This is a genomic window from Weissella minor, from assembly GCF_001437425.1.
GTDB classification, from domain to species: Bacteria; Bacillota; Bacilli; order Lactobacillales; family Lactobacillaceae; genus Weissella; species Weissella minor.
The window spans coordinates 16200-28907 of record NZ_JQCD01000021.1 but is presented as its reverse complement, the minus strand read 5'-3'; the positions used below and the strand labels follow the sequence as shown (position 1 = coordinate 28907).

Here is a 12708-nt window from a genome sequence, read left to right as displayed (position 1 = left end):
CCGCGATTATTATATATATCTGCATCCTTTGAATCTAACTCAAGCGCTTTGGTATAATCCGCCATCGCTTCATCGTATTTGTTCTGTTCAAAGTAAACATCACCTCGATTAGTATATGCGTCGACATACTCAGGGTTTAACTTAATTGCTTTTGTATAATCTGCTATCGCTTTCTCATATTTGTTTTGATTTTCGTAAACTATGCCGAGATTAGTATATATAAGTGCATCCTTTGAATCTAACTCAAGCGCTTTGGTATAATCTGCTATCGCTTTCTCATGTTCGCTTTGCTTTTCGTAAACATTACCGCGATTATTATATGCGGCGGCATCATTGGGCTCTAACTCAATCACGTTGGTATAGTCCGCTACCGCTTCATCATATTTATTTTGATTGGCATACGCATCTCCACGACTAGTATATGCAACGTCATTCATTGGATCTAACTCAATAGCTCTTGTATAATCCGCCATCGCTTCATCATATTTATTTTGATTGGCATACGCATCTCCACGACTAATATATGCAACGTCATTCATTGGCACTAACTCAATAGCTTTTGTATAATCCGCTACCGCTTCCTCATATTTATTTTGATCGGCATACGCATCTCCACGACTATAATATACATCAGCATACATTGGATCTAACTCAATCACTTTTGTATAATCTGCTACCGCTTCCTCATATTTATTTTGATCGGCATATAGATCACCACGGTTATTATATACAACGGCATCGTTGAATCCTAACTTAATGGCTTTTGCATAATCTGCTAGCGCTTTCTCATATTCGCCTTTATAAAAATAAAGACGGCCACGACCATAATATGCATTAGAGCTGTTTACGCCTAACTTAATCGCTTGTGTATAAACAGCCCTCGCTTTCTCATATTCGTTTCCATTATGCACATAAAATGCACCATCATACTGTGCATCTAACTTTAGCGCTTTTGTATAATCTGTTACCGCTTCCTCATATTTATTTTGACTGGCATACGCATCTCCACGACCAATATATGCATCGGCATACATTGGATCTAACTCAATAGATTTTGTATAATCCGCTACCGCTTCCTCATATTTATTTTGATCGGCATACGCATCTCCACGACTAATATATACAACGGCATCCTCATCCTCAGGGTATAGCTCAATCTCGTTGGTATAGTCCGCTACCGCTTCCTCATATTTATTTTGATCGGCATACGCTTTTCCACGACTATAATATACATCAGAATACATTGGATCTAACTCAATCACTTTTGTATAATCTGCTACCGCTTTCTCATATTCAGCTTGCATGACATATAGCTCACCACGGTTATTATATACAACGGCATCATTGGGCTCTAACTTAATGGCTTTTGTATAATCTGCTATCGCTTTCTCATATTTGTTTTGATTGCTATAAACAATACCTCGTAAAAAATATGCCTTTGATCCACTTGGATCCAGTTCAATTGCTTCTGTATAATCAGCAATTGCTTCTTCATATTTATTTTGCCCTGAATAAGCAATTCCGCGATTCTTATGTACACTCGCTACATCTGAATTTAACTCAATCGCTTTTGTTAAATTTGAAATTGCATCATCATAATCTTCAGCAATATATGCCTGACGTCCTAACTCAACCAATTCATCAAATGTCATAAACCTAAACTCCAATTCTAGTTCTAAGAAAGTACATATAAATATGCACAACATTTATCCATTACCTACCACTAAGGTAACAGGTATTCATTTTTTCATATTAGAAAATTCATCAACATCCCCATACCAAATTAATTATGCGGACCGATTTGCCCCATAATCCCAAACAAGAAGGCATAATCACGAATCCAACGATGATCACTTGCACCACCATTTGCATCCCTCAACTTAGTCTCCGCAATTTTTAACTCCGGTGGATTTAAAACATGCAACCGCACACTCCGCATAAATTCGTGGTTAATTGCTCCCAGAATTTTATTCACTTGCGGTGCTGGATTCCAGCCTGCATCAACTGCTTGATAGGCGCTTAACACCTCGTTTTTTAAATCAGTATATCGATTATTATATTTTTCATCAGACAAAGCATTATATAAATCCGTTAAGACCTTTTTTAAATAAACGACATAGGCTTCAGCTTGTGTCCGTTGATTTTTTTCATCAAATACCATTACAAATACCTCCGCAGCCTTTCTTACAATTATACCGATTTTTCAATAAAAAAACTTACCAATGAACATCATCAGTAAGTTTTTAGTATTAAAAATCTATTTAGTTGGTACCAAGACCGCCACCGTCTCAACATGGGCTGTTTGCGGGAATTGGTCGAGCGGTTGTACATCCCCACTCAATTCAAAGCCACGATCCAATAGATAGCGAATATCACGCGCCATCGTTTTAGGATTACATGAAATATAAACAAATCGCTCTGGCTGCATATTAATTACAGCATCAAGCAATTCTGGTGTCAAACCTGGGCGTGGTGGATCCACAAAAATGACATTGGGTTCAAGTCCCTCAGCCTGCCACTTTTGCATTTGTTCCGGTGCATCCGCAGTCACGAAAGACGTATTCTCAATCTGATTACGTTCCACATTTCGTTGCGCATCTTCAACCGCACGCGCAATGACTTCAACACCCAGCACTTGTTTTACTTGATTTGCCACAGTTAGGCCAATCGTTCCAATGCCGGAATAAGCATCAATCACAGTGTCCTGTTCTGTTAATTCACCCTTTTTAGCTGCCATCGCATACAGCACTTCAGTTGTTTGGGGGTTAACTTGATAGAAGGAATTAGGACCAATGACGAATTCAATCCCCAATAGAGTGTCATGAATCGCATCTGCGCCCCAAAGCAAACGGTTATCACCAGACATCATTAAATGTAAGTTACGTGGATTGTAATTAAGCATCACGCTCTTAATGCCTGGTACAACCGCTGCAATTTCTTCAGCAATCGCATCTTCATCCTTTAACTCAGCTGTTTGCGTCACTAAGACGACCATGACTTCACCGCTGTAATAACCGCGACGCACCATGATATAACGCATTTCGCCTAGACCGGTTTCATCAGAAAAAGGAGTCACTTGATGCGCATCTAACACATCACGCACTTGTCCAATCACGCGATCAATCACTGGATCATTCACAAAATAATCATCCAAAGGCACAACCGTATTAGCTGTTTGACGCTTAATAAAGCCAGTCACCAAATGACCATTTTCATACGCCATTGGGACAACCGTCTTATTACGATAATGACTTGGATTGTCCATACCAATCGTTGGTGCCACATTCGTTTGAATTGATTCATTCTCAAAAATGCGGGCAACCTGCTTTTGCTTTAATTTTAGTTGCGCTGGATAAGCCAAATTCAAATACGGCGCAATCCCAGTCTCCATCAAATCAGGGCGATTCATATCAATTCGATCAGCTGATGCTTCAACAATTTCCACTAATTTTGCACGTGAGAATTTACGATTCACTTGGGTAATCTCACAACGAACTGTTTCATGCTCAAAAGCATTGTCCATATGAATTGGGTAACCTTTGTAGGTACCAATCGCTTGCCCATGATAGGCGACTTCTTCAATTGTTACCGTGACAACTTCACCTAGCTTCACGGGAATATTCACTTTAGGTCTCATTTATTTACTCATTTCAAATCTCATTTGTGCTTTCCATTATGCCACACATTGTTTAGGAAAGACAAAAAGCATGACCAGACTAATCAAAATAGTCCGTAACCGACCCTTCAACAAGTTGCTGATTTTGAATTTGATACGTTTTTTGCGCAACTTGTTTAACAAAGGCTTCATCGTGCGAGACAATCAACAGTACCGCTGAATTATGTTGCAAGAAATCTGTCAGCGCCTCAACACCATCATAATCTAAGTAATTTGTTGGCTCATCTAAAATCAAAATATCGTACGGTTGAATTAACTGAGACACTAATTGGACTTTTAGCAGTTGCCCACCACTCAATCCACTGGGGTCACGATTCAACATCATTGGCGTAATACCTAAAGCCCCCGCCGTATCAAGAATAATCTGTTGATTGATTCCGGATAAGTCCAATAACTGGTCAATCATTTTTTCATGTGGTTGCCAATTATGCATAATATCTTGCCTAAAGAAATTAACGCGATAATCACGTTGCTTTAAATCATCATAAATAGCCGTCAATAAGGTTGTCTTACCACTCCCATTTTCACCTAATAAGGTATAACTTTCGCCCGACTGCAATTTCAAACTAAACGGCTTGTCGATTAACACGCGGTCATGGTTCATCAAGTTTTCAAAAGTCACATTAGCTTTGACCTTTTGACTCATTTGCACAGAATCTAATAATTTTAAGCCCTGCTTTTCAAATGGTTTTGTATCATCGCCTGTGTCTGCCGCGACATCTTGCAATTGCTTAGCCGCTTTTGCTAAGCCTTTTTGCGTTTTATCACGCTTACCTGACAAACTTTTAGCTTTCCAATCGGAACTGGCCATGCCTGATTTCCCTTTTTTGGCATGATTGGCTTTTTTAACCATTTTTTCAGCGGATTTACGTTTTTGCGTTTGGGCTTTCTTTTTATTTTCATATTCGCGATATTGTCGATCACGTTCACTTTGATAAACCTTTTGAAATTCATCATAGGGCATTTGAAAATGTTTAACTTGCGCTTGTTCAATCAGCAAGACTGACGTTGCAACGCGTGCTAAAAACGCCTTATCGTGACTAATCACCAAGACAATGCCATGATAATGATTAATTAAATTCACGACTTTCTGAATCCCGCTTTTGTCTAAATTTGAAGTGGGTTCATCTAACAAGATGACATCTGCTTTTCGACTAAAGGCATATTCCAAACGTTTTAATTGATCTTGACCTGGGCTGACCTGCATTAACTTAGGTTCAAATTGCGGCACAAATTCAATCGTACCATCAACTTGTATGTGCCCCTGTGTCGGCACTAAGTTCCCTCGAATCAAATTTAATAAGGTCGTCTTTCCTGTCCCATTATCACCAATTAATGCCACTTTCTCATTGTTTGGTAGCTTAAAATTGATTTGATCAAAAATTGTTAAGCCGTCACTAAAAGTGTAAGAAATATTATTTAATTTTATTGTCATGTGTGTTGCACCTCTAATAATGCAGGCTTAGTTGTTAACTGTAAAAATTCATTTAACTAAGTAATCTCATTAGAAATGTTGTTTTCGCTAAATCTTTTACACACTAAGCCACGAATGTTTGTTGACTATTATCGTTCACACGCATGTTTATCATCCCTACCACCTCACTTTAATTAGAAAACGATTAGATATAATTTAATAATAATCTAAAACAACCAAATGTCAATGCACAAAAAAACGGATTATCCGTAGATAACCCGTTTTTTCAATTACTTATTAAAGTATGCCTTTAATTCATCAACCTTATTCAAGCGTTCCCATGGCAAATCTAATTCTGGACGTCCAAAGTGTCCATATGCCGCAGTATCTTGATAACGTGGTTGGCGTAAGTCTAATTCGTTAATAATTCCAGCTGGACGTAATTCAAAAATATCACGGACAGCTTGAACCAATGCATCATCACTAACTGTTCCAGTTCCAAAAGTATTAACATCAATTGAAACGGGCGCAGCCACCCCGATAGCATAAGCAACTTGCAATTCAACACGTTCAGCTAAACCAGCTGCAACAATGTTCTTGGCAATGTGACGAGTTGCGTAGGCAGCTGAACGGTCCACCTTTGTGGCGTCCTTACCTGAGAAAGCACCACCACCATGACGGGCGTAACCACCGTACGTGTCAACGATGATCTTACGTCCAGTCATTCCAGCGTCACCCTTTGGTCCCCCAATGACAAAACGTCCAGTTGGGTTAATCAAATAACGGGTGTTTTCGTCAACCAATGCTTCAGGCAAGACTGGTTCAATCACTTGCTTCTTCACATCTTCGCGTAATTGTTCCAATGAAGCAGAATCACGATGTTGCGTTGAAAGCACAACTGTATCAATGCGCGTTGCTTGATCATGTTCATCCAATTCAACTGTGACTTGCGCCTTAGCATCAGGTAACAAATAGTCAATTGCGCCTGAACGACGGACTTCGGCTTGCTTTTTAACCAATGCATGTGACAATACAACTGATAATGGCAAGTATTGGTCAGTCTCATTTGTCGCATAACCAAACATCAAACCTTGGTCACCGGCACCAATTTCATCAAGTGGATCTTTTCCACCTTCTTCACGTTGTTCAATCGCTTGGTCAACACCTTGGGCAATGTCAGGTGATTGTTCATCAATTGTAATTCCGACGTGCACGTCATCAGCTAAGAACCCAGCATCTGGATCGTCATAACCAATTCGTGTCAATGTATCACGTACAATTTGATTGATGTTTACATAGGCCTTCGTTGACATTTCACCAAAGACATTAACATAACCAGTTGTGACTGATGTTTCAATGGCTGTACGTGCATTTGGGTCTTGTTCTAAAACGGCATCCAAAATGGCATCTGAAATTTGGTCTGATACCTTATCCGGATGTCCTTCTGAAACTGATTCTGATGTAAATAAACGCTTTTCTACCATATTAATTATCCTCATTCTATTTTTTTGAAAAAAATAACCCTGAAATACCACAGCTTAGGCGGCAAATCAGAGTTAGAGATGCGCCCATCTGCTAGAAATTACCACAACACCGTTTCCGGTAGCTGGCGTCAGATCAACGGGTCTAGTCCCTCCCTGAACTCTCGATAGGTTTCAGCTTATTTAATTCGTGTCTTTATTAATGCTACTATCTTAGCTTGAACTGCCGAACAAAGTCAAGCCATAAAAAAAGATTCTTGGTCAGCCACTACCAAGAATCTTGCTGATGTGTGAGGACATCAATTTTATATTCGTAGTTAGATAAACTAACTAAATCTTAATTTTAGGAGTAGGAGTTGTTAAGAGGTAAGCTCCTCTTAACAATTTATATAATACAAGTCTAAGCTTAAAATAAAGATAAAAAATGAACACTTAACCCTCAAATGTCATTTTTGTCAAAAGTGACGCCAACTCCTGCAATTTTATTGAATCGCATCAAAATCAAGCTCTAACCCAATCGCTGCGGCAACGCGGCGACCATAGTCAGGATCAGCCTTGTAAAATTGCGTGACTTCTCTTGTTTTAATCTCATCTTCTTCAACATTGCCAAGACTACCTGCAATATTTTGAACTAAACGTTCACGTTCATCTTCTGACATCAAACGGTATAGATCACCTGGTTGCGTATAGAAATCATCATCATAAGTCACATGTTGACCAATCCGACCTTCGACATCATAACCAACCGGCTTTGCGTCTGCTTCTTCACCAATACCATCAAAACTATTTGGTTCATAGTTAATTGAACCCGTATGTTCATTCAATCCCATTACACCATCAGCTTGATGATCATGCACGGCTGTTTTAGGACGATTAACCGGAATTTGTGTGGCATTTGCCCCAACACGATAACGTTGGGCATCCGCATATGAGAATAAACGCCCTTGTAACATCTTATCTGGTGAAGGTTCAATTCCTGGAACCAAATTAGCCGGTGAGAAAGTGGCCTCTTCGACATCAGTGAAGTAATTTTCAGGATTTCGATTTAAGGTCATTGTACCGACTTCAGTTAATGGATAATCTTTCTTTGACACCGTTCGGGTCACATCAAAAATATTTTGCTTATAATCCCAACCTTCATCAAATGGAATAATTTGTACATACATTGTCCAAGTTGGATAGTCACCTGTATCAATTGCGTTATACAAATCAGCCGTTGCCGAATCAGGATTCTTACCACTAAGTTCAGTGGCGACGTCAGCTGTCAATGACTTAACGCCCGCCTTTGGCTTAAAGTGATATTTAACCCATGAACGTTCACCATCTGCATTTACCCACATGAAGGTATGATTTCCAAAACCATTCATATTACGATAAGTTGCTGGAATACCACGGTCCCCAAATAACATCGTTACCATATGGAGTGACTCTGGTGAGTGTGACCAGAAATCCCACTTCGCACGATCTGAATGCAAATGTGTGCGTGGATCACGTTTTTGTGTATGAATAAAATCAGGGAATTTCTTCGCATCACGAATAAAGAAAACAGGCAAACTAAGACCCACTAAATCATAATTTCCTTCATTTGTGTAAAACTTTAAAGCAAAACCACGTGGATCACGGTCTGTGTCAGAAGCCCCAGATTCGCCGGCCACGGTTGAAAAACGAGCAAACATCTCGGTTTCCTTACCAACTTCATTAAAGATATCAGCACGTGTATAAGCTGACATATCATGCGTTAACTTAAACGTTCCAAACGCACCCGCACCCTTAGCATGCACCACACGCTCAGGAATTCGCTCACGGGCAAAATGTGCTAGCTTTTCAAGTAATTGATAATCCTGAATGAGGACCGGCCCATTTTCACCTGCTGTAACTGAATGTTGGTTATCGCCAACGGGGGCACCTTGTGCCGTTGTTAAATGTTCCTGTGTGTTTTCCATCATGTACGCTCCTTAAGATTAAATCCAATATCGCTACATCTTAATCTTACCATGATTGTCAACTTAGTATATATATTGTTTTTATATACAAAAAAAAGCCCTAGCTGGGAAACTAGGGCCTTGACTAAGAATGTTGGGAGACATTCTATAGCTTCGTATATGCATGTTGGGAGCATGTATATAACTAGGAGTTTGTTATCGATTTTACTCGACAACGAATATAAGCAGTGTATGGTGCTATATATATATCAAAAAAGGTTGCCCTTTTTCGATTAGCAATATTCTATAAGGCTTAACTTAAACGAAATATAAAATAAGCTAAGTTTGTGAAGTGCCCTCAGGTATTTTTTCGATTTTTAGCTTATTTTTCACAGAAATATATGAATAAACGGGCATTATTACGGTTGTGTGTCAAGACACCCTAGTTTGTGAAATCACTTATGTTCTCATGAGAAAAAAAAGACACAAAACTCATTCATGACCGTTCAGTTCGATTCTGTCAGTCATCACCAGAAACTCCGATCAAAAAATAATGCTGTTTGGTCATTCACAACATTTAAATCTGACCCTCATTTTGGTAACTATCCAACCAGATATGACAATGCGATATTACAGTCCGCTATCAATGATATGACTAAAAAAGACAATTATTAATTTTTCTTAAAAGCATCTTTTTGTATGGTTATTTGACAAGAATTAGCCTTAAATTGAGCTGACATACTTTTTATACGGACAAAAAAAGCACCCGGCGTTACCGTGAGTGCTTTTCGATAAATTATATAACAAGAAAAAAATCTTTATTTTATGAATAGGCAGGATCAACAGCCGACTTAATAGCCTCAACTGCTTCATCATTAAAATAGATACGATTAGCATTATTATATAAAACATTTTCTAATTCTTGGTCAGTGAAAATGTCTGTTTGTTCAAGCCAAGTTGATAAATTGTGATAGCTATTAAATGTTGATGACCATGGAGAATCTGATCCCCATATCAAATGCTCACTACCCAAAATTTCCTTAGCAATGCGTACAACCTTTTGTGACTTTTCAAATGGATAAACAGTATCAGCATCAATATCTTGAATCGCTGAAATATCAGTGTACAAGTTATCTAAGCCAACCCACTGATTCAATGCAACCTTTAATCGTTCAATATGTGCAACATGTGGAAATGACAAATGCGCCGCAACAAATTGCATTGACGGATATGTCTTGGCTAATGTCGCCATCACTTCAGGTTGGTAAGAAATTTGATCATAGTTTCCATAATCTACAATAACGGTAAATCCTGGAAAGTCTGATAAATAATGTAGTATTTTAGCAACGCGTGGATCTGAATCTAAGCGGAATGGCGTCGTGCCATGATAACCATGCATCCCGCCCCCTTCACTAATCTCTAATTTAAGGGCACGGAAACCAAGTGTTTCAACATGACGTTGCACAATCTTCATATAATTATCGGTAAATATATCCACGGAGAATGCACCCATAAAGCGGTCTGGATATTGTTTAATTGATTGCCAAGTATAGTAATTTTGGAAACCATTTAAGCTTCCTTGCAAAACCATCGCTTTTTCAATGCCTTCTGCATCCATAAACTTAATCACATTCTCGGCAGTGAAACTATCGTCTCCATAGCCGTCTGGTAGTAAATGAATGACTTCACCCGTATCCCAAATCGCATCACCATTGCCTAAAGCGTTCAAACGCCCATTCCCATTAAACCCAGCAATGTCGCGAACTAAATGCAAGTGTCCATCAATTTTCTTCATGAATCAATCCTCCCTAAACCAATTTTTGCAATTATCTTTAGCACTACAATTATTACATATTTAGCTTTATTTTTTGCCAAAAAAATAGCAATCAATGACTTGATTGCTAAGCATTTTTATTCAGGTTTTACACTATCACCATCTAAATTTTGTAAATCATGCTTCGACAAAACACGATTACGACGGTATCTAAAGTACTGTTCTGAAATCAATTGGGAAACCACATAGCCCATGGCGATGGCCCCACCAACCATAAGAACCGAGAATAGTTTCTCATTGGCATCCATAAATTCCCCGCTGAGGAGCATAATCAAAGCTTGGTAAGCTGAAGCCCCCGGCACCAAAGGCACCAAACCAGGAATATTGAAAATGGTACTTGGAATTCGTTTATGTTGAGACATAACCAATCCAGCCAATCCAACTGCTAACCCACCTAAAAAGTTAGCGGGAATACTATTAATATTGAATTGCATGGCAAACCAATAGGTCATCCAGCCGCAAGCACCTGAAATTCCTGATAAATTCAGCGCTTTACGTGGCACATTAATAAAGAGGCCGAAGGCAATCGTTGCAAAATAACTGAACGATAATTGAATTAAACTATCAAATAACATATGCATCCGCCCTCCTTATAGATAATGGAATAATGTTCCAATGGCACACGCAATCGCAAAGACCGTCAAGGCGGCTTCAGAACCACGTTCGATTCCAGCTAATAAATTCCCTTCAATCAAATCACGCAGGGCATTTGTAATGGGCACTCCTGGCACCAACGGCATCACGGCACCAATAATCACGTTATTAACATCTTGTCCTAGTCCCAAACGCACCCCAATAATGCCAATCAAACCTAAGGTAATCGAACCTAAAAATTCTTGAACAAAACGAATTCGCGAAATACTGCCAAGTAATTCCGCCACCAAATACCCCATCGCACTCGCAAACAACGTTAGTGGCATATCAAACCAATCATGCGTTTGCGTGAAGATAATCATCAAGAACATCCCTTCCAGCCCGGCTCCAACCACACGTAGCCATAAGGGGAAATTAGGTAATTCTTTATCTAATTGACGTAACCGATTTTGTAATTCATCTAAATCAATCGATCCGTCTGTAAATTTACGTGACAGTTCATTCACCCGACTGATTTTTTCCATATCAATTCCGCGTCGCGTAATCTGACTAAATCGCGTATGGTCATCAGAATCCATCGTTACCAAGACACCAGTAATCGTCGCAAAAATTTGACCACCTTCATCAGTTGCTTTATGCACAATCCGTCGCATCGTGTCTTCTACACGGTAAATTTCTGAACCACCTTCGACCATGATTCTTCCCGCAAGTAAACACGTCTCGATGATTTTATTTTGATCGGCGCTCATCTCTCTACCTACCTATATCCCTAAAATACAACTTATATCATCTGTTCATTTTATCATTGAACCTGCATCAACCCAATAAAAAACACATAAGTATTCGTAATACTCATGTGTTTCGTTATTTTAAAGCATGCCACCATGGACTTCCGTCACATTTGTGGTCACCACAAAGGCTTTTTCATCAATTTCGCGGACGTCATTCAAAAGTTGACGATAGCTTTGACTATCAACCATCACCATTAACATGTCACGATTATTATCTGTATAACCACCGCGTACATTCATAATTGTTAGATTTTGTTCATCACTCATCAAACGTTCTTTAATTTCATCAATATGATCATTACTCATAATCGTTACTTGTTGCTTCAAATCTAATCCAATTTCAATACGACGCATCACAATTGACGTAATCATCAATGAGAATGCTGCCAAGAAAAAGGCATTCGTTCCTGAAACAAAAATATTGAAGAAAGTCACAATCATATCAATGACTAATAGTGAATAAGCTGTATTGATATTAAAGTACTTTTTCAAAATAAGCGGTGGGACTGTAGTTCCACCAGATGATGCATCTAAACGGTAGATAAAGGCAATTCCTGTTGCGAAAACAATTCCACCAATCATAACTGCTAACAATTCATCATCAATAATTTGGAAACTAGGTGTAATGCGCATCAAAATTGGTAACGCAAAACTTCCAAAGACAATTTTCTTAACGGTACTTCGGTCTAAGAAAATCATTGCCAAGAAAATTGACAAGATATTTACCGCTAACACCGTTAATGAACGGTCAAACCCAAATGCTGCATTTAGCAAGATCGCAATTCCTGTCGCTCCACCAGCAGCCACATTGATTGGTGCGTAGAAAAAGTTAATTGAAATGGCAACAATTTCTAATGCCACTAAAAATAGCAAGGTATGTACGATTGCTTTCTTACGTTTCGAAGACACCTTCGAATTTACTTGATTCTCCATAAGTTCTCCTTTTATGTAATTATTTTTTGACAGACTTTATGTATTATGCACATTATCTAAAAT

10 protein-coding genes are annotated in these 12708 nt (G+C 38.8%); all 10 read right to left on the bottom strand.

Features of this window, described 5'->3' with window-relative positions; genetic code table 11:
* Positions 1-1652 (bottom strand): tetratricopeptide repeat protein (locus tag IV67_RS02555; RefSeq protein WP_201782723.1); only part of this gene is annotated, 1652 nt, incomplete at its 3' end.
* 131 nt (positions 1653-1783) lie between these two features.
* Positions 1784-2161 (bottom strand): hypothetical protein, encoded by a 378-nt coding sequence (locus IV67_RS02550; protein WP_057786805.1) that lies wholly within the window; start codon positions 2159-2161, stop codon positions 1784-1786.
* Between the two features lie 96 nt (positions 2162-2257).
* Positions 2258-3637, bottom strand: a complete 1380-nt coding sequence (gene rlmD, locus IV67_RS02545; protein ID WP_057786801.1) for a 23S rRNA (uracil(1939)-C(5))-methyltransferase RlmD — start codon at positions 3635-3637, stop codon at positions 2258-2260.
* A gap of 79 nt (positions 3638-3716) precedes the next feature.
* On the bottom strand, positions 3717-5111 hold the full coding sequence (locus IV67_RS02540) for an ATP-binding cassette domain-containing protein (RefSeq protein ID WP_057786799.1): 1395 nt from the start codon (positions 5109-5111) through the stop codon (positions 3717-3719).
* Between the two features lie 269 nt (positions 5112-5380).
* Positions 5381-6574 (bottom strand): methionine adenosyltransferase, encoded by a 1194-nt coding sequence (gene metK / locus IV67_RS02535; protein WP_057786795.1) that lies wholly within the window; start codon positions 6572-6574, stop codon positions 5381-5383.
* 479 nt (positions 6575-7053) lie between these two features.
* Complete coding sequence (locus tag IV67_RS02530; RefSeq protein ID WP_057786793.1) at positions 7054-8514, bottom strand: catalase; 1461 nt, start codon at positions 8512-8514, stop codon at positions 7054-7056.
* 802 nt (positions 8515-9316) lie between these two features.
* Positions 9317-10288, bottom strand: coding sequence for an amidohydrolase family protein (locus IV67_RS02525; RefSeq protein WP_057786792.1), 972 nt, complete (start codon positions 10286-10288; stop codon positions 9317-9319).
* Positions 10289-10404: 116 nt separating this feature from the next.
* Positions 10405-10902 carry a threonine/serine exporter family protein gene (locus IV67_RS02520; RefSeq protein WP_236698237.1) on the bottom strand — a complete coding sequence of 166 codons (498 nt, stop codon included), beginning with the start codon at positions 10900-10902 and terminating at the stop codon, positions 10405-10407.
* 15 nt (positions 10903-10917) lie between these two features.
* Positions 10918-11670 (bottom strand): threonine/serine exporter family protein, encoded by a 753-nt coding sequence (locus tag IV67_RS02515; protein ID WP_057786789.1) that lies wholly within the window; start codon positions 11668-11670, stop codon positions 10918-10920.
* A 120-nt stretch (positions 11671-11790) separates the two neighbouring features.
* A complete protein-coding gene (locus IV67_RS02510) occupies positions 11791-12645 on the bottom strand; it encodes a YitT family protein (RefSeq protein ID WP_057786787.1) in 855 nt (284 codons plus the stop codon).
* Between the last annotated feature and the right edge of the window lie 63 nt (positions 12646-12708).

Bases quoted from the DNA above. Each gene is read 5' to 3' on its own strand.
- IV67_RS02530 (WP_057786793.1), bottom strand. From the start codon at position 8,514: ATGGAAAACACACAGGAACATTTAACAACGGCACAAGGTGCCCCCGTT.
- IV67_RS02515 (WP_057786789.1), bottom strand. From the start codon at position 11,670: ATGAGCGCCGATCAAAATAAAATCATCGAGACGTGTTTACTTGCGGGA.
- IV67_RS02540 (WP_057786799.1), bottom strand. From the start codon at position 5,111: ATGACAATAAAATTAAATAATATTTCTTACACTTTTAGTGACGGCTTA.
- IV67_RS02525 (WP_057786792.1), bottom strand. From the start codon at position 10,288: ATGAAGAAAATTGATGGACACTTGCATTTAGTTCGCGACATTGCTGGG.
- IV67_RS02510 (WP_057786787.1), bottom strand. From the start codon at position 12,645: ATGGAGAATCAAGTAAATTCGAAGGTGTCTTCGAAACGTAAGAAAGCA.
- rlmD (WP_057786801.1), bottom strand. From the start codon at position 3,637: ATGAGACCTAAAGTGAATATTCCCGTGAAGCTAGGTGAAGTTGTCACG.
- metK (WP_057786795.1), bottom strand. From the start codon at position 6,574: ATGGTAGAAAAGCGTTTATTTACATCAGAATCAGTTTCAGAAGGACAT.
- IV67_RS02520 (WP_236698237.1), bottom strand. From the start codon at position 10,902: ATGTTATTTGATAGTTTAATTCAATTATCGTTCAGTTATTTTGCAACG.
- IV67_RS02550 (WP_057786805.1), bottom strand. From the start codon at position 2,161: ATGGTATTTGATGAAAAAAATCAACGGACACAAGCTGAAGCCTATGTC.